Source organism: Enterobacter wuhouensis, assembly GCF_035835995.1.
GTDB lineage: Bacteria > Pseudomonadota > Gammaproteobacteria > Enterobacterales > Enterobacteriaceae > Enterobacter > Enterobacter wuhouensis.
In genome coordinates, this window is record NZ_CP142124.1 from 215,545 (window position 1) to 232,545 (window position 17,001).

The following is a 17,001-nucleotide window of genomic DNA, read 5'->3' on the forward strand; positions in this document are numbered from 1 at the left end:
AACCCGTCACCCGCTGGCGAGAAAATCGCCAGCCGCAGCTACCCTTGTTGTACACCAACAGCAAGGAGACGGACATGACGAACAATCCTCCCTCATCGCGCGTTCAGCCCGGCGAGTATGGTTTTCCCCTCAAGCTGAAGCCCCGTTATGACAACTTTATCGGCGGCGACTGGGTCGCTCCCGTCGACGGCGAATACTATTCCAATCTAACGCCCGTCACCGGCCAGCCGCTGTGTGAAATAGCCAGTTCGGGCAGGCGCGATATCGATCTGGCCCTGGACGCGGCGCACAGCGCCAAAGATAAATGGGGGCAAACCTCCGTTCAGGACAGAGCCGCCATCTTGTTCAAAATTGCCGATCGGATGGAGCAGAACCTCGAGCTGCTGGCAACGGCGGAAACCTGGGATAACGGCAAACCGATCCGTGAAACCATGGCGGCGGATGTGCCGCTGGCGATTGACCACTTTCGTTATTTTGCCTCCTGCATTCGTGCTCAGGAGGGAGGGATCAGTGAAGTCGATAAAGATACCGTGGCGTATCACTTCCACGAGCCGCTGGGCGTGGTGGGACAAATTATTCCGTGGAACTTCCCGCTGCTGATGGCGAGCTGGAAAATGGCCCCCGCCCTGGCGGCAGGCAACTGCGTGGTACTCAAACCTGCGCGCTTAACGCCGCTTTCCGTGCTGATGTTAATGGAGGTGATTGGCGATCTGCTGCCTCCGGGCGTTATCAACGTGGTCAACGGTGCGGGCGGCGAAATCGGGGAATATCTGGCGACCTCAAAGCGTATCGCCAAAGTCGCGTTTACCGGATCGACGGAAGTGGGCCAGCAGATCATGCAGTATGCGACCCAGAACATCATTCCGGTGACGCTGGAGCTGGGCGGCAAATCCCCGAACATCTTCTTTGCTGACGTGATGGATGAAGAGGACGCCTTCTTCGATAAAGCGCTGGAAGGGTTTGCGCTTTTTGCGTTCAACCAGGGCGAAGTCTGCACCTGCCCAAGCCGCGCGCTGGTGCAGGAGTCCATTTATGAGCGCTTCATGGAGCGGGCGATCCGCCGCGTGGAGTCGATCCGCAGCGGTAACCCACTCGATAACGTCACGCAGATGGGCGCGCAGGTGTCGCATGGACAGCTGGAAACCATCCTCAACTACATTGATATTGGCAAAAAAGAGGGGGCCGATGTCCTGACCGGCGGTAGACGCAAGATGCTGGGCGGCGATCTGCAGGAAGGGTATTACCTTGAGCCGACGATCCTGTCCGGTAAAAACAACATGCGCGTTTTCCAGGAGGAGATTTTCGGACCGGTGCTGGCCGTGACGACCTTCAAAACGATGGAGGAGGCGCTGGAAATTGCCAACGACACGCAGTACGGCCTGGGGGCGGGCGTCTGGAGCCGTAACGGTAATCTGGCTTATAAGATGGGCCGGGGCATTCAGGCCGGGCGCGTATGGACCAACTGCTACCACGCCTATCCGGCACATGCTGCGTTCGGCGGCTACAAACAGTCGGGCATTGGGCGTGAAACGCATAAGATGATGCTGGAGCACTACCAGCAGACAAAATGCCTGCTGGTAAGCTATTCCGATAAACCGCTGGGGCTGTTTTAATCGTCCTGCTCAGGTCGTCCGTGGACGGCCTGAGCAATCTTATGCCGCAGGTGGTTTAATATGCCATCCAGCACATACTGTACGCGCCAGGGTTGATATTCCCGCTTGCGGAATATGGCGGTGAGATCGATCCACCACTCTTCCTGATGCGGGAAGCAGGGAACCAGTGCGCCGTGGGTTAACTCTTTTTTCAGACTCTCTTTCGGCGCGAATACAATGCCAAGATTATTTCTTGCCAGCTCCAGCGCCGTTTGCGTGTTGTCGCAGATATAATTTCCCGTCACTTTGTAATCGCAAATATCCTCGCTGCCGTGAGCGCGAAAACGCCAAATGTTGGCATCGTCCACCAGCATCGAGTCTATTAATATACACGAGTGGTTGATGAGATCGTCAGGGCCACTGATGGGATGTAAATTTAAATAATCTTTGGTTGCAAATGCCGTGACGGAATATTGTGTTAATACGCTCGCCACTAAATTTTCATCTTTTGGCTGGGCGTAGGTAATTAAAATATCGCAGTCCTCAGGAAATGAGACGCCTTCAGAGAATTCATTGCGATCGAGGTTGTACGTTTTGAGCGAGAGGCGAATATCGCCGATCTCTTTAATTTTATGGATAACATGGCGTGCGAGGTATGTGACTATGCCGGTCGGCGCATAAATTGTCACTTTCCCACGCTTTTCATGCTTATAATCAGCAATGAAATTAATGAGTTGGGTGTTTTTATCCAGCGTGGCGTCAATAAAGGGGAGTAAGGCCTCCCCAAACTGAGTGAGCGCCAGCTGGCGGGTGGTTCGTTCGAAAACCTTGAGCCCAACGCGCGTTTCAAAATCAGACAGATACTTGCTCACGTTGGCCTGCGCCATTCCTAACAGTGCGGCGGCATCACCAATGCTGTGCGTTGCCGCAATGACGGAAATAATTTTTAGCTCACGCGGTTTTAATTGCAGGTTAGCCATCATGCGCACCCATCTATATGATTTCTTATATAGTATTATATAAACGGTATCGTTGCATGGGTAAATTTGTAACCATTATTATGCGCCACGCGAGTTGGGCGTTTAAATGGATTGCAAAGAATGACTGTTAAAAATAATTTACTGATTGCTGCCGCGTTATTCGTAACGTCATCTGCAATGGCGGGTGATTTATCACTTGGGGCGGGTGCGATATTTAATGAATCGCCTTATAAGGGGTATAACGAAAATACCACCGCCGTACCTTTAGTGAGCTACGAAGGCGATCGTTTTTACGTCCGTCAGACCACCGGGGGATGGATCCTGTGGAAAGACAGCAAGAATGAAATCAGCCTGACCGCATCCTGGATGCCGCTGAGTTTCGATCCCGACGACAACGACGACCGTCAGATGAAACATCTTGATGAGCGTAAGGCCTCGGCGTTCCTCGGCGGCGCGTACTACCGCCATGAAAGCTGGGGGAGCCTTAAATTTGCCGTCTCCGGCGATGCAATGGACGAAAGCGGCGGCGTGGTGGGTGAGATCTCTTACTTCCATCCCATCCGCATGGATCGCCTGACGCTGATCCCTTCCTTGGGCGTTTTCTACAGCGACGAAAGCTACAACGACTACTACTACGGCGTCTCCGGCAGCGAGTCGCGTCGTTCGGGTCTTGATGAATACGCCGCAGGCGACAGCTGGACGCCGTACGTCGGCCTGGCCGCGAAATATCAGCTGACGCAGAACCTGTTCCTGAATGCGAGCGCGGTGTATACCGCGCTGCCTGACGACGTGAAGAACAGCCCGATGATTGACCGCGACGACAGATTCGCGCTGATGACAGGCATTACCTGGCGTTTCTGATTGCCCAAAGCCGGGTGGCGGCTCCGCCTTACCCGGCCTACGTAGGGCACATCGTAGGCCCGGTAAGCGCAGCGCCGTTAATTATGCCTCATCCACCCAGATGCGCATTTCCCCTTCGCCCCGATTCGCCCAGCTAAACCACGGAATAAAGGTCAGGGTCCGGGGCTGTCGTTGAACGGGCGAGCGGTCGTACTGCCACAGCGCATCCGTCTCCTTCACGTGACACCCCATCCCCTCTGTCTGGATCAGCATCTTATGCGCGAAAATCCCTTTCCCTTCAAAGACCCGAAATTCGCCGTCAGCGGGCAGGGAGAGGTTATGCAGATCCGCACCGTTGTCGGCCTCTTCCAGACAGTAGACCAGCGGGCCGCGCTGCAGCGCAACTTTTCCGGCCTGCTGGCGCACCTGCGGGTTGCCATACACGCGGCGTACCGGCATGGGCAACGTCAGCGTAATGACGTCACCCTCCTGCCAGCTGCGGGTGAGGTAGAGGTATCCGCGGGATACGTCACCCGTTACCGCTTCGCCATTTAATGAAACATCAGGCGACGCGCACCAGTCCGGCAGGCGCAGAGCCAGCGTGTGTGTAACGGCGACCGGAGAGGCGATCTCGATTTTCACCTGCTCATGCCACGGATAGTTTCCGCTGATACGCAGCTGCAGCGACTGATTGCCAACCGGGATCGCTACGTCGTTGCCCACGTACAGATTGATAAATAGCGCATCCGGACGAACGGTATAGACGTAATGACCCAGCGAGGTCAGCACGCGGGCAATGTTTGGCGGACAGCAGGCGCAGCCAAACCAGCGCTGGCGTACCGGCTTGACGTGGTCGTAGATATGGTTAAAGGCCAGCGTTTTCGGGTGTACTTCGAGCGGGTTCACGTAGAAGAAATGCTTCCCGTCCAGCGCCATTCCGCCCAGCACCGTGTTGTATAACGCGCGCTCCATGACGTCGGCATAGTGACCGTCCGCCTCCATCTCCAGCATTCGGCGGGCAAACATCATCAGGCCGATTGAGGCGCAGCTTTCGGCGTAAACCGTATCGTTGGGCAGATCGTAATCGCTGCTGAAGGCTTCGCCGCTGCTCTGGGAGCCGATCCCGCCGGTGATGTAAAGCTGGCGCTGCGCCATGTTTTTCCACAGCCGCAGGCAGTCCTGGCGTTTTCCTTCGTCATTGCTCAGGCGCGCCAGATGCGCCATGCCTGCCATCAGGTAGACAAAACGGACGGCGTGACCGATGGCCGTTTGCTGTTCGGCAAGAGGCTGATGCGCCTGGCTGTAGGCTTTGTCCTTAACCATCCACGCCGGGCCGTAGGTGTTCCAGTGCGAGGTTTTACCGCGCTTCTCGTATTCGATATCGTAGAAGTGAGGCTGGGTGCCGCGCTCCTCGATAAAGTATTTCACCAGATTCTGATAACGCGGTTCCCGGGTGACGTCGTAAAGGCGCATCAGCGCCAGTTCGATCTCCGGATGGCCCGGATAGCCGTGCAGCTGGTTATCGCCGGGGCCAAACACGCTGTCGATATGGTCTGCCAGCCTGCACACCACCTCCAGCAGGCGGCGTTTGCCGGTCCCCTGGAAATACGCCACGCCTGCCTCAATCATATGCCCGGCGCAGTAAAGCTCGTGGCACTCGGCCAGATTCGTCCAGCGCGCATTGGGCGCCTTCACCGTGAAGTAGGTGTTGAGATAGCCGTCTTCACACTGCGCCGCTGCAACCAGTTCAATGACCTCATCAGCGGTTTTTTCCAGTTCTGCGTCAGGCTGTTGGCACAGTGACCACGCCACGGCCTCCAGCCATTTCGCCACGTCGCTATCCTGAAATACCATGCCGTAAAACTCACCCTTTTCCAGCCCCGCCGCAATGCGGAAGTTGGTGATGGCGTGGCTCGGTTCGGCTTCGGTTACCCGGTCGTTTAGCGCCTCCCACTGGTAGGGGATCACCACATCACGCACCAGCCGTTGGTACTGGCCGAGAAACGGATCGTTAATTTTCAGTTGATGCAGGTCGGCTTCCATTATTGACATATCTTTCTCCTCAGGACTGTACGTGACGCTGGCGCAGGTCGGTGGCAATGCGCGACATCATTGGATTGTTAAGCCTGCACCAGCGGATAGACACGGCCAGCAGCAGGTGGAAAAGCGCGGGGAGCAGCGTCTCCATGGCGGTGATGCCCTGCAGCGAGGCAGGCGTTTGATTGCCCGCGCCCGGCTGGTAGGCGACGGCGATAAACACCAGGCTGATGATCCCGGCGCTGGATGCCCACGCGAGCTTGATGAAAAACAGGTTAAAGGCGAAGTTCATGCCTGATGAGCGCACGCCGGTTTTCCACTCGCCGTAGTCGTCGGCAAAGGCCATCAGCGAGAAGTGCAGCGGCAGGGTAAAGCCCAGAATAACGCCGTTGCTCAGAATGATAATCAGCCATAGCGTCTGGTGCGCCGGGCCGCCCGGCAGGAACCACATGCCCACCGCCAGCGCGGCCAGCACCAGGTTGGTGTAGTAGTAAAGCTTGACGGTATCGATACGACGAGTGAGCGGGCTAACGATCACCGCGCCCAGAATGGCGGCAAAGGTCACCATAGTGAAAAACAGCGAGGTGTACGCCGTGCTGCCCTGAAGCACGTAGGTGATGAAGTACATGTAGCCGCCGCCGCGAATGTTAAAGACGTTGATCAGCAGGAACGACATCATCAGCATCAGCAGCAGCTGGTCGTTGTTGCGCAGCCCGGCGAGATGTTCGCGCAGCGTGAATTTGCCCATCAGCGCCAGCGGTACGCGCTCGCGCACCCAAAAGAAGCAGCACAGGAACATCACCACGGCGATAGCGCACAGCACGCCGACCCCGAGCTGGTACCCCTTCGCGGTATCGCCCTGGCCCAGCTCCGCCACCAGCCACGGCAGGCCAACGGAAACCAAAAAGCCCGCCACGCCGCAGAGGACAAATCGCCAGGACTGGCAGGAGATAACCTCGCCGTGGCGGGTGGTCATGGTGTTGATCAGCGCGCAGTAGGGCACGTTGATGGCGGTATAGCCTACGGACAGCAGCAGATAGGTGCCGAACGCCCACGCGATTTTCACCCCCATGCCGGCGTCCGGTACGGTGAAGGTCAGCACGCCGATAATGCCAATCGGCAGCGCCACCCATAGCTGCCAGGGGCGGAAGCGTCCCCAGCGGCTTTGCGTGCGGTCGGCAAGGATGCCCATCACCGGATCGGAAATCGCGTCAAACACGCGCAGGGCAATAAACAGCGTGCCCACAAGCGCCGGGGTCAGGCCAAATACATCGGTGTAGAAAAAGGTCAGAAAGTTCATGATCAGGCAGGTCATCACCGTGCCGCCCGCGTCGCCCAGGCCGTAGCCAATTTTCTCGCGAACGGACAAACGGTCATCTATCGCCCGGTGTGCAACGTCAGACTCTGTAATCGGTGTGGAAGTCATCGGGTAACTCCTCGGTAATCGAATTTATTATCGTATTTGTGCAAGGTACCCCTTTTATTCTGCACTCCACGGAAAGACCAACAAGGGAAGGGAAAAGTATAAAAAGGTGACGATTCCGACCTGATGGTAAATTTGTGATGCCGATCGAGCAGGTATTTAATTATTTATTAATAATCAATGGATAAACTCAATAATGGTCACATAAAAAGCGGAATGGTGAATATCCATGCTTGAATTATCCATAGCGCTTCCGATTAAAGTACAAAACGGCGGTTTGTTTATCTCCAGGGGCGTGGGCCGCCATCCTGCGCGAAAATTAACGTCGTGGGAGATTATTTTTGTCGAAAAAGGGACGTTAACGATCCAGGAGGAAAACACGGTTTTTGAGGTAAAAGCGGGGGAAAGTTTGCTGCTTTGGCCCGATCGGCGGCACGTGGGGACAGAAGACTTTCCGGCGGATCTGAAATTTTACTGGCTGCATTTTGAGGTTGAGCATCACCCGCCACGGTTACCTAACCTGGCAATAGAACAACACTGCTGCGTGAGGGATGCGCAATATACGATCGCTCTGTTTCGGCAATTCCTGACCGAGCAGGAAAAATTGCAGCGCAGCGTGGCGCTGGAAATGATCTTATTGCTGATTTTACAGCAAATATCTCTTTCATCAGGTTACGAAGATAAAGCGGATGAAGCGGGTGCGGCAATGGCGTGGAAGGCTAAACAGCTTATTCGCACGCAGTTTCATTTGCCGCTCTCCACGTCGCAGCTGGCAAAAGAGCTGCACTGCAATGCGGATTATCTGGGGCGCGTATTTCGCCGGACGTTTCATTTAACCCTGACGGAGGCGATCCATCGCCAGCGCGTCAGGGCGGCGGAAAAGCTGCTGCTCAACGATTCTGCGTCATTAACCGAAGTGGCCACCCGCTGCGGTTTTAATGACGTGGGCTATTTTCGTCAGATCTTTTCGAAGTACACCGGCTTAACGCCCGCCGTCTGGAAACGGCGGTACTGTAAGGAGCACATTAATTCAGGATGATTGCTGCCCGTAGTAGGCATTCGCGCCGTGCTTGCGCAGATAATGTTTGTCCAGCAATTCCTGCTGCATATCCGGCAGCTGCGGCGCGAGCTGGCGTGAGAACAGGCCCATATAGGCGCACTCTTCCAGCACTACGGCATTGTGGACCGCGTCGGCGGCATCTTTGCCCCAGGCAAATGGGCCGTGCGAGTGCACCAGCACCGCCGGGATCTGCATCGGATTTAAGTCGCGCTCCTCGAAGGTTTTAATAATCACTTCGCCCGTCTGGTATTCGTACTCGCCCGCGATCTCGGCCGCGGTCATAAGACGCGTGCAGGGGATCGCACCGTAGAAATAGTCTGCATGCGTTGTGCCCCATGCGGGGAGATCCCGGCCCGCCTGCGACCAGATGGTGGCGTGGCGGGAATGGGTATGTACGATGCCGCCAATCTCCGGGTAGCGGCGATATAGCGCAAGGTGGGTCGGCGTGTCGGAGGAGGGCTTTTTACTTCCCTCGACCACTTCACCGGTAGCGATATTCACCACCACCATATCCTCTGCCGTCATCACGTCATACTCCACGCCGGACGGCTTAATCACCATCATGCCGCTTTCGCGGTCAATCGCGCTGACGTTACCCCAGGTAAAGGTCACCAGCTGGTGGGCGGGCAGCGCCAGGTTTGCTGCCAGCACCTCGGCTTTGAGTTGTTCTAACATGTCATGCCTCCTTCCTGCATTCGGGCTTCAATCCAGCGGCGCGCCTGGATGATTTCCAGCACCGGCTCTTTTGCCTTTTCGGTCCACATTTCAATCAGAAACGCGCCGCGATAGTTGAGCTTATTCAGCGTGTTAAACACGCCAACGAAATCGACGCAGCCTTCGCCAAACGGCACGTCGCGGAACTGCCCGGGACTTTGCGCGGTGACGGGTTGGGTATCTTTCAGGTGTATAGCCGCGATGCGGTCAATGCCCAGCGTCAGCTCGGCGGTGACGTCGTTGCCCCACGCGCTGAGGTTGCCGACGTCCGGGTAAACGCTGAACCACGGCGAGGCGAGCATGTCGTCCCACTTTTTCCATTTGCTGATGGAGTTCATAAACGCGGTGTCCATGATCTCCACGGCCAGCATCACCTGCGCGGCGGCGGCCTGCTCGACGGCCCACGCCAGCCCTTCGGCAAAGCGCTGCTGCGTGCCCTCATCGTGCTCTTCGTAGTAAACGTCATAACCCGCAAGCTGAATGGTGCGAATGCCTAAGTCACGCGCCAGCCTGATGGCTTTGGTCATGATCTCGCGGGCGCGTTGGCGCACGGTTTCATCCCGGCTGCCAAACGGAAAGCGGCGATGTGCGGAAAGACACATCGACGGGATCGCCACGCCGGTTTCCAGCATCGCTTCAACCAGCGAAGCGCGCTGCGTGGTGCTCCACTCGAGGCGTGACAAACGCTCGTCTGTCTCGTCGACGGACATCTCAACAAAATCGAACCCGCAGCTTTTCGCCAGCACCAGACGCTCTGGCCAGGAGAGATCTTTCGACAGCGCTTTTTCGTAAATCCCTAACGGATGTTGACGCATGGTTACGCTCCCCAAATGTCGCGGATTTGCGAATGGAACGCCTGTGCCACCTGCGGCGGATTTTCTGCGCCTGCCAGCGCGCGCCCGGCGATAAAGGCTTTGACGTTGATCTGCTTAAACAGCGGCAGGTCGGCAGGGGTGATCCCGCCGGTGATCGAGAGCTGCAGGCCGATATCGGAGAGCGCCTTCATTTTCGCGAGATCGGCTTCGCCCCACTGCTGACCGCTGGCCTGCGCGTCGCGGCCGCGGTGGTAGATTGCCTGCTTCACGCCGACGCGATGCCACGCGCGCGCGTCGTCCAGCGTCCAGTTGCCAAACAGCTCCATCTGGATTTCTCCCCCGCAGCGCAGTGCGACCTCGTGGCCTCGCTCAACGGTTGCCAGCGGGGCGGCGCAGATGATGGTCATCCAGTTCGCGCCCGCGCCAAACGCCTGCTGTGCCAGCGTTTCTCCTGCGTCGGCGACCTTCCAGTCCGCCACGATGATTTTATCCGGACACTGCTCGCGCAGGACGCGCACGGCGTTCAGCCCTTCGGTCAGGCACAAAATGGTGCCGGCCTCGACGATATCAACGTGATCTGAAAGCGTCGCGACGTCGCGCTGGGCGGCCTGAAGTGAGGTATGGTCGAGCGCCAGCTGCAGTAATGGTCGGCTCATAGGTTGTACTCCTTAATACGGGCGTGATAGTCCTGAAGTGCTGAAATCAGTAACTGGTAACGGTGATATTTGCGCTGGTAAGCCGCATGGGCGCGCATGTCGGGTTCAACCACCCGGATGTCGTGTTTAAGGGCGCGCTGCGCAGCGTGGAAATCGGGGTAAACGCCGGTGCCCACCAGCGCCGCCAGCGCCGCGCCGGAGCAGCCGGTCTCTTCTACCTGCGGCAACTCAATCGCCAGGCCGCTGACGTCGGCGAGCATTTGCATCCACACGTCCGAATGGGTCGGGCCACCCGTGACGCGCAGCGCCTGCACCTGGGTAAAGCGTTCAAGCATGCGGTTGAGGTGGGTCATGTGGCTGAACACCACGCCCTCGTAAACGGCCTGCAGAAGATGTGCGCGGGTATGCAGCGCCTGCATGCCGTAAAAACCACTGGTCATCTCCAGCCCGGCGTTGCTGCCGTAGAGGAACGGCAGAAAGAACACCTCGCTTTCCGCTTTCGGCAGGCTGGCGACGGCATGGTTGATCTCGTCGAATGACATATCGCCCCACTGTGCGGTGAGCCACTCCAGGTTGCCGGATGAGGTCGGGCTGGCTTCGTGAACGATGTACTGCTGCGGGTGGACGTAACGGCCATACACATAGGGGAACGGCTCGTTATCGCGAAGCGCACTGGCGATCCCGCTGGTGACGGCCCAGGTGCCCATCACGGCGTTCAGCGTGTGTTCGTCGTGAAGCCCGGCGCAGATCGCGGTGGAAACCACATCAAACAGTCCACCAACGACGGGCGTGCCCGCCGCGAGACCGGTCAGTGCGGCTGCCTGAGCGGTGATTTCCCCGCAAATTTCTGCTGAGCCGACAATCGGCGGCAGGGCGCCGTCAATTTCGCTGATACCGAGCCAGCGCGTAAGCTGTGGGTCGTATTTCCCGGTATTCATGTTGTAGAGATTGGACTCGGAGATATTGCTCTCCTCGCAGCCCTTCACGCCGGTCAGACACCAGCGCAGATAGTCGTGCGCCATCATCACGCAGCCGATCTGTTGATACCGCTGCGGTTCGTTCTCTTTCACCCAGCGCAGGAGCGAGGCCGGATGCCCTGTCCACAGCGTCTGGCGCGTATGCGGATAGAGCTTTTCGGGAATGCCGTCCTGCTGCCAGCGCTGCACAATGTCCAGCGCGCGGCGGTCAGAGGAGAGTATGGCGTTGCCCAGCGGCTGGTCCTGTTTATCGAGTAGAAACAGCCCCTTGCCCTGAGCAGAAATGCCGACGCCCTTGATCTGTTTACCGTCTACGCCTGAATGGTGGAGCAGCGCGGCGACGGTAGCGTGGCAGTGCTGCCAGAGCTGGGTCATATCCCGCTCGGCGTAGCCTGCGCGCGGGCTGAGCGTGGCAACCGAGCGGCGTTCGATACACACTTCCTTGCCCTGGCTGTTGTATAAACCGGCTTTCAGATAAGTACCGCCACAATCGATACCCAGCCAGAAGGGCTCTTTTTCACTCATCTTCTTCTCACTTATTCGCCGGGTGGACCCGGTTCGGTTTTCTCCCTCTCCCCGTGGGAGAGGGCTGGGGTGAGGGCATCAGGCCGCACGCTTGTGCGGATTTACCGTGGGATTAGGCTCTGCGCCGGCATCGCATTTCGCCGGCAGCAGCAGGGCCAGCAGCGACGCCAGCGCCAGCGACACCGCCAGGCAGTAAACGCCCGCGTCTTTGCTGTAGAGGGTGATCAGCACCCCAACCGCATACGGGCCGCAGAACCCGCCGAGGTTGCCCAGGGCGTTGATCACGCCGCGCGCGCCGCCCGCCATCTCTGCGCTAAACAGACGCGCCGGAATGGTCCAGAACACGCCCGCTGCGGATTGCAGGAAGAACCCGCAGCCCACCAGCGCGGCATACGCCAGCCAGGTACTCTCCTTCAGCGCCACGGAGAGGAACATGCAGAGCGCAAAGCCAATCAGCGGCAGGGAGACAAACAGCTTGCGCTTGCCGGTGCGGTCAGAGAGCGTGGAGAACAGGAACATCCCTGCAATGGCCCCGATGTAGGGCAGGATGGCAAGCATCCCCACCTGACCGATGCTGGTGTGCGTCAGCTCCTTCAGGATGGTCGGCAGCCAGAGCGTGTAACCGTAAATCCCGGTCTGGTAGAAGAAGTTCAGGGCAATCAGCTGCCACATGGTTTTGTCAGAAAGTACGGCGGTCAGCGACGCGTTTTTCACCTCTTTACCGGCAATCGCCTGCTGCTCCGCCGCCAGCGTTTGTACCAGGTAGTTCTTCTCGGCGTCTGATATCCAGCGCGCTTCCTGCGGGCGGTCGTACACGGTGAACGCCCACAGCACCAGCACAACGACGGACATCAAGCCTTCAATGATGAATAGCCAGCGCCAGTCGAGCGCGGTAATAATCCAGCCTGACAGCGGGGCGGTGACGATCCCGGCGATGGGGACGAACATAATCACAATGGCGTTGGCGCGACCGCGCTCGGCGTCCGGGAACCAGTTGCTGATCATGGTGAGCACCACGGGCAGCATCCCGCCTTCCGCCACGCCGAGTAAGAAGCGCAGCGCCAGCAGCTGATACTGATTCGTCACGAGGCCCGTGAGCACCGAGATCACCGCCCAGGCAACCAGCGACCAGCCGATAAACTTCTTGCCGCTGCCGTGCACGGCAATCTTGCCGCCGGGAACCTGCAGGAACAGGTAGCCGATAAAGAAGATCCCACCTGCGAGGCCCGCCATGGTGGCGGTGATACCCAGTTCTTCATCCATGCCGCCGGGCATGGCAAAAGCGATATTTACGCGGTCCATATAGGAAATAATGCAGGCAATAAGAATCGGAGGAATAATTCTTAGCCAGCGCTGGCGCGGAATGTCCGCTTGTAGAGCATTCGAGTAAGTGTTCATATTTACTGTCTCAGTCAGAGTAACCGGAATAGGGATATTTTTATTGTTATTGCGTTGCTTTATTCATTTGGCTAATGCCGTCGCGCAAAATAGCGATGCGATGGCTGACGTCAGCATTAGCATTTATTTCCAGTAATTTAATACCGGAGAATTTCAACGTTGCGGCGCTCGCCGCAGTAAAGAGTGATGTTGCGTGTTCAGTTGACATCAAACTGTCGGCGCAGAATGAAGAAAACGGTGCGTGCAGATCCTGCCATTCACCGTATTCCCCGCGCGTCGTCGTGCCCGAAAACATCAGCGCGCCCAGCTTTCCGGCACCGAGAGCAGCCTGAACATGTTCCAGCGGGAGCGTCGTATTACGGCCTTCGATGGCCGAGCGCGCCCAGTTGATGCAAACGCTGATATCGGTATCTTTCACCACCTCCAGCACCTGCGCTAAGGGCAGGAAGCCCTTGCGCGGTGCCGGGCCGGTCATGGCATCGCAGTGTTCCAGCACCAGATCGCAGTCCCAGTCCCAGCTCGCGATTTCCCGGACCGAGCGGGAAAACGCTTCGGTAGCCTGTTCGACGGACGCATTGCCCGCCTGCGGGGCCGCCTGCATCTCCAGGGCAGTCACTTTGCCGGGAAAACGGGCGTTCACTGCAGCAATTTTCTGCTGCAGATGACGGTAGTAATCGACGCAGGCTTTACGCTGTTCTTCGTCGGCTGACGCCAGGCCAAATGCGCCGTTGATGCCGCGACGGCGCATGGTTTCCATGACTGCGGTGACGACAAGTTGCCAGTCGCCGGGCGTATGGCGGAACAGCCATTCATCACCAAACGGATGGAGATGCTCAAGGCACGGCTGTTCCAGCCCGCGAATGTTGGGCGTGTCGGAAAGTTCCCGCCAGAATGTTTGTTCTTCTTGTTCCCCTTTTTGGTGAAACGAGGGTGCGCAGGGGTACGCACCAATAATAAAACTGGTATTGGCCATTTCGCGTTCCTGTATATATCAGAAAATTAATCTAATTCGCTGACTGCCACTTTCACCACAATTTTACGAATTGCGGCTTCCTTGTTCTTAATACAGGCAGGACGATGCACATCCTGCGGGAAAAATATGGCATAGCTGCCGGGTGTCATTTCGATAAAGGATTCATTTTCGCTGTCGTGATAAAAAATAATATCCCGCTGTTCCAGTAACGATTCGCTGATTTCGTTATTGCCGGTATCAATAGCGATACCGATTTTTTCTTCACCCCATGCCAGAAACTGAATATCCAGATAGCGGCGGTGTACTTCAGGGCGATTCTCATGCGATTCTTTTGTCGTCAGGTCGAGTACCTGAGCGAAAATGTTGCGCCCTTCGATTTCCACCACGCCTGGCGCCAGAGTGGTGAAATCCGTCGTGCGCAGAAAATGAAGCGCTTTTTCAATCGCCTGCGGCAGGCGGCACGGATTTGGCTGTGAAATATGTCCGAATATCATCGCCCACTCCTTACAGAGACTGGATTTTCGCCCACACGCTGTCGTCGATGGTGATGCCGTCGCGGCGGTTCTCTTCCAGCAGGCGCGTAAACTCATGCCCCGGGAGACGGACGGCGACGTTTTCATCAGCGCGTTCTGCGGTGGTGATGAAGTCCATAATGCGCTGCAGTTTGGCATCGCGGGTTGGGCCGTCGATCAGACGATCAACCTCGATGGCGATAAAGATCTGCGACACGCCGTACTCGTCGCTGTTGTCCTGGGTCACTTCCGCGACGGACGAGCCGTTGGAGAGCAGGGTGGCGATCATGTCTAGCACGATAGACAGGCCGGAGCCTTTCCAGTAGCCCATCGGCAGAATGCGGCGATTTTTCTCAATCACGCCCGGCTCTCGGGTGAGATTGCCCTCGTCGTCAAAGCCGCCATCGACCGGCAGCTCGCGTCCGGCCAGGCGATTCACTTCCAGCATGCCGTAGGAGAACATCGACATCGACATATCGACCATGGTGATCGGGTTAGAGGGGATCGCCACGATCAGCGGGTTGGTGCCGATGCAGCACTCTTTTGATCCCCATGCGGGCATCACGGCGATAGAGTTGGTCCAGCAAATGCCGATGTAGCCCTTCTCCGCCGCCTGCCAGCCGTAGCTGCCGCCGCGCATCCAGTGGTTCGCGTTACGCAGTGCCACCAGACCAATCCCGTGATCGGACGCCAGCTCGGTGGCGCGATCCATCATCTTTTTCGCCGTCAGGTTGCCGATGGAGCGCTGGGCATCCCACTGTTCGATCGCCCCTAATGTCATCACCCGCTTTGGCTGGGCGTCAGGGATGATGTCGCCGGCATCAAGCTGCTGAATGAAACGCGGAAAGCGGTTAACGCCGTGCGAATAGACGCCGGATTCCGTCGTGCGGGCGAACATCTCGGCGCAGGCGTCTGCGGTGTCCGCTTTTATGCCGCGATCGAGCAGAACCCGATTGAACGCCGTTTTTAACTCTTCAAAGGTCACTTTCATCCCTGTTCTCCTGTTCTTTTTCGGGGCAAGTGCGAGTGCTTTTTTATCGCTAAATTTCACTATGCGAAATCTGATTTCAAATATAGCGATCAAATTTTGTCAGATCAACGACATTCATGATTTTCAAAATCGATTAAAATCAAGTGGTTGTGTTTTTTCTGTTGAGATCGTGAACTAAACCACACTTTGCGCTACCATCAGGGCGCGATAAAACAGGAGCGATTTTATGAGCATGAAAGAGAGCGAAATGACGCAAGAAAAAGAGAGGCCAGCAGGTAGCCAGAGCTTGTTTCGCGGCCTGATGCTGATTGAAATCCTCAGCAACTATCCAAACGGATGTCCGCTTGCGCACTTATCTGAACTCGCGGGGCTGAATAAGAGCACCGTGCACCGCTTGCTGCAGGGGCTGCAGTCGTGCGGGTACGTCACCCCGGCGCCTGCCGCGGGCAGCTATCGCCTGACCACCAAGTTCATTGCCGTCGGGCAAAAGGCGCTGTCGTCGCTGAACATCATTCACGTGGCGGCTCCGCATCTTGAGGCGCTGAACATTGCCACCGGCGAGACGGTGAACTTCTCCAGCCGCGAGGACGACCACGCGATCCTGATTTATAAGCTTGAGCCGACAACCGGCATGCTGCGCACGCGCGCCTATATCGGCCAGCATATGCCGCTCTACTGCTCCGCGATGGGTAAAATCTACATGGCGTTTGGCCATCAGGATTACGTGGCGACCTACTGGGAGAGCCACCAGGAACAGATCCAACCCTTGACCCGCAACACCATTACCGAGCTGAGCGCGATGTATGATGAGCTGGCGGAAATCCGCGAGGGCAGCATGGCGATGGACAAAGAAGAGAACGAGCTGGGTGTATCCTGCATTGCCGTGCCGGTGTTTGATATTCATGGTCGGGTGCCGTATGCGATCTCCATTTCGCTGTCGACCTCGCGCATGAAGCAGATTGGCGAGAAAAACCTTCTCAAACCGTTGCGAGAAACGGCTGAGGCCATCTCAAGAGAGCTGGGTTTTAACGTGCGCGAGGCGTAGCAGATGAACCGATTTATCACGGCGAATTCGGCAAAATGCATTGGGTGTCGCACCTGCGAAGCGGCCTGTGCGGTGTCGCATCAGGAATTCGTCTACGCAAACGCCTTTACGCCCCGCATTCGGGTCGTTAAAGGGGATTCATACACCACGGCGGTGGGGTGCCATCAGTGCGAGGATGCACCCTGTGCGAACGTGTGCCCAACCGGCGCCATTCAACGTTCAGCGGGCGTCTGGCTCGTGGAGCAGGCGCGCTGTATCGGGTGCAAAAGCTGTATGGTGGCGTGCCCGTTCGGGGCGATGCAGGTACAGTCGGCGGGGGATCGTGCTCAGGCGTTGAAGTGTGATTTGTGCAGCCATCGCGAGAGCGGGCCTGCCTGCGTGGAGGCATGTCCAACCCGCGCGCTGAGCTGCGTCGATCCAGCCAGATTACGCACCGAACGGCTGCGTAATCTGGCGTAACGCG

At 57.3% G+C, this 17,001-nt stretch carries 16 protein-coding genes; 5 read left to right on the plus strand and 11 right to left on the minus strand.

The features are described 5' to 3' along the window. The first annotated feature begins 74 nt into the window (after positions 1-74). Positions 75-1,613 (plus strand): acetaldehyde dehydrogenase ExaC, encoded by a 1,539-nt coding sequence (gene exaC, locus VPX56_RS01085; RefSeq protein WP_326469363.1) that lies wholly within the window; start codon positions 75-77, stop codon positions 1,611-1,613. On the opposite strand, the gene VPX56_RS01090 is transcribed toward exaC, so the two are convergent. Next, positions 1,610-2,575 (minus strand): LysR family transcriptional regulator, encoded by a 966-nt coding sequence (locus tag VPX56_RS01090; RefSeq protein WP_326469365.1) that lies wholly within the window; start codon positions 2,573-2,575, stop codon positions 1,610-1,612. The genes exaC and VPX56_RS01090 overlap by 4 nt on opposite strands. A gap of 117 nt (positions 2,576-2,692) precedes the next feature. Between VPX56_RS01090 and VPX56_RS01095 the strand changes: the two genes are divergently transcribed. After that, a complete protein-coding gene (locus VPX56_RS01095) occupies positions 2,693-3,433 on the plus strand; it encodes a MipA/OmpV family protein (RefSeq protein WP_326469366.1) in 741 nt (246 codons plus the stop codon). An 81-nt stretch (positions 3,434-3,514) separates the two neighbouring features. On the opposite strand, the gene VPX56_RS01100 is transcribed toward VPX56_RS01095, so the two are convergent. After that, positions 3,515-5,464, minus strand: coding sequence for a glycoside hydrolase family 127 protein (locus tag VPX56_RS01100; protein WP_326469368.1), 1,950 nt, complete (start codon positions 5,462-5,464; stop codon positions 3,515-3,517). A gap of 10 nt (positions 5,465-5,474) precedes the next feature. Beyond that, positions 5,475-6,875 (minus strand): MFS transporter, encoded by a 1,401-nt coding sequence (locus tag VPX56_RS01105; RefSeq protein WP_326469369.1) that lies wholly within the window; start codon positions 6,873-6,875, stop codon positions 5,475-5,477. Positions 6,876-7,101: 226 nt separating this feature from the next. On the opposite strand from VPX56_RS01105, the gene VPX56_RS01110 reads away from it, so the two are divergent. After that, entirely contained in the window at positions 7,102-7,911 is an 810-nt protein-coding gene (locus VPX56_RS01110) for a helix-turn-helix domain-containing protein (RefSeq protein WP_326469370.1), read from the plus strand. On the opposite strand, the gene araD is transcribed toward VPX56_RS01110, so the two are convergent. From araD to yiaK, 8 genes are all read right to left on the minus strand, one after another. After that, complete coding sequence (araD, locus tag VPX56_RS01115) at positions 7,903-8,607, minus strand: L-ribulose-5-phosphate 4-epimerase (RefSeq protein ID WP_263611056.1); 705 nt, start codon at positions 8,605-8,607, stop codon at positions 7,903-7,905. The two genes, VPX56_RS01110 and araD, sit on opposite strands and share 9 nt — an antisense overlap. Beyond that, positions 8,601-9,461, minus strand: a complete 861-nt coding sequence (locus VPX56_RS01120) for an L-ribulose-5-phosphate 3-epimerase (RefSeq protein WP_010436719.1) — start codon at positions 9,459-9,461, stop codon at positions 8,601-8,603. The genes araD and VPX56_RS01120 overlap by 7 nt, the downstream gene beginning before the upstream one ends. Before the next feature lie 2 nt (positions 9,462-9,463). After that, positions 9,464-10,117, minus strand: a complete 654-nt coding sequence (gene ulaD, locus VPX56_RS01125) for a 3-keto-L-gulonate-6-phosphate decarboxylase UlaD (protein WP_326469373.1) — start codon at positions 10,115-10,117, stop codon at positions 9,464-9,466. Then, positions 10,114-11,619: an FGGY-family carbohydrate kinase gene (locus VPX56_RS01130; protein ID WP_131634704.1), complete on the minus strand. Its 1,506-nt coding sequence runs from the start codon at positions 11,617-11,619 to the stop codon at positions 10,114-10,116. The genes ulaD and VPX56_RS01130 overlap by 4 nt, the downstream gene beginning before the upstream one ends. 78 nt (positions 11,620-11,697) lie before the next feature. Then, entirely contained in the window at positions 11,698-13,017 is a 1,320-nt protein-coding gene (locus VPX56_RS01135) for an MFS transporter (RefSeq protein ID WP_131634705.1), read from the minus strand. A gap of 46 nt (positions 13,018-13,063) precedes the next feature. Next, on the minus strand, positions 13,064-13,990 hold the full coding sequence (locus tag VPX56_RS01140) for a DUF4862 family protein (RefSeq protein ID WP_326469375.1): 927 nt from the start codon (positions 13,988-13,990) through the stop codon (positions 13,064-13,066). Positions 13,991-14,016: 26 nt separating this feature from the next. Beyond that, the gene (locus VPX56_RS01145; RefSeq protein ID WP_326469377.1) at positions 14,017-14,484 is read right to left on the minus strand and encodes a YhcH/YjgK/YiaL family protein; all 468 of its coding nucleotides are present in this window, start codon (positions 14,482-14,484) and stop codon (positions 14,017-14,019) included. A 10-nt stretch (positions 14,485-14,494) separates the two neighbouring features. Next, positions 14,495-15,493 carry a 3-dehydro-L-gulonate 2-dehydrogenase gene (gene yiaK / locus VPX56_RS01150; protein WP_326469379.1) on the minus strand — a complete coding sequence of 333 codons (999 nt, stop codon included), beginning with the start codon at positions 15,491-15,493 and terminating at the stop codon, positions 14,495-14,497. Between the two features lie 226 nt (positions 15,494-15,719). Between yiaK and yiaJ the strand changes: the two genes are divergently transcribed. Further along, positions 15,720-16,538 carry an IclR family transcriptional regulator YiaJ gene (gene yiaJ / locus VPX56_RS01155; protein ID WP_131634709.1) on the plus strand — a complete coding sequence of 273 codons (819 nt, stop codon included), beginning with the start codon at positions 15,720-15,722 and terminating at the stop codon, positions 16,536-16,538. A 3-nt stretch (positions 16,539-16,541) separates the two neighbouring features. Beyond that, positions 16,542-16,997 carry a 4Fe-4S dicluster domain-containing protein gene (locus tag VPX56_RS01160; protein ID WP_326469382.1) on the plus strand — a complete coding sequence of 152 codons (456 nt, stop codon included), beginning with the start codon at positions 16,542-16,544 and terminating at the stop codon, positions 16,995-16,997. Positions 16,998-17,001 lie beyond the last annotated feature (4 nt).

Bases quoted from the DNA above. Each gene is read 5' to 3' on its own strand.
- yiaJ (WP_131634709.1), top strand. From the start codon at position 15,720: ATGAGCATGAAAGAGAGCGAAATGACGCAAGAAAAAGAGAGGCCAGCA.
- VPX56_RS01110 (WP_326469370.1), top strand. From the start codon at position 7,102: ATGCTTGAATTATCCATAGCGCTTCCGATTAAAGTACAAAACGGCGGT.
- VPX56_RS01160 (WP_326469382.1), top strand. From the start codon at position 16,542: ATGAACCGATTTATCACGGCGAATTCGGCAAAATGCATTGGGTGTCGC.
- VPX56_RS01090 (WP_326469365.1), bottom strand. From the start codon at position 2,575: ATGATGGCTAACCTGCAATTAAAACCGCGTGAGCTAAAAATTATTTCC.
- VPX56_RS01100 (WP_326469368.1), bottom strand. From the start codon at position 5,464: ATGTCAATAATGGAAGCCGACCTGCATCAACTGAAAATTAACGATCCG.
- araD (WP_263611056.1), bottom strand. From the start codon at position 8,607: ATGTTAGAACAACTCAAAGCCGAGGTGCTGGCAGCAAACCTGGCGCTG.
- VPX56_RS01095 (WP_326469366.1), top strand. From the start codon at position 2,693: ATGACTGTTAAAAATAATTTACTGATTGCTGCCGCGTTATTCGTAACG.
- VPX56_RS01105 (WP_326469369.1), bottom strand. From the start codon at position 6,875: ATGACTTCCACACCGATTACAGAGTCTGACGTTGCACACCGGGCGATA.
- VPX56_RS01135 (WP_131634705.1), bottom strand. From the start codon at position 13,017: ATGAACACTTACTCGAATGCTCTACAAGCGGACATTCCGCGCCAGCGC.
- VPX56_RS01120 (WP_010436719.1), bottom strand. From the start codon at position 9,461: ATGCGTCAACATCCGTTAGGGATTTACGAAAAAGCGCTGTCGAAAGAT.
- VPX56_RS01130 (WP_131634704.1), bottom strand. From the start codon at position 11,619: ATGAGTGAAAAAGAGCCCTTCTGGCTGGGTATCGATTGTGGCGGTACT.
- ulaD (WP_326469373.1), bottom strand. From the start codon at position 10,117: ATGAGCCGACCATTACTGCAGCTGGCGCTCGACCATACCTCACTTCAG.
- VPX56_RS01145 (WP_326469377.1), bottom strand. From the start codon at position 14,484: ATGATATTCGGACATATTTCACAGCCAAATCCGTGCCGCCTGCCGCAG.
- yiaK (WP_326469379.1), bottom strand. From the start codon at position 15,493: ATGAAAGTGACCTTTGAAGAGTTAAAAACGGCGTTCAATCGGGTTCTG.
- VPX56_RS01140 (WP_326469375.1), bottom strand. From the start codon at position 13,990: ATGGCCAATACCAGTTTTATTATTGGTGCGTACCCCTGCGCACCCTCG.
- exaC (WP_326469363.1), top strand. From the start codon at position 75: ATGACGAACAATCCTCCCTCATCGCGCGTTCAGCCCGGCGAGTATGGT.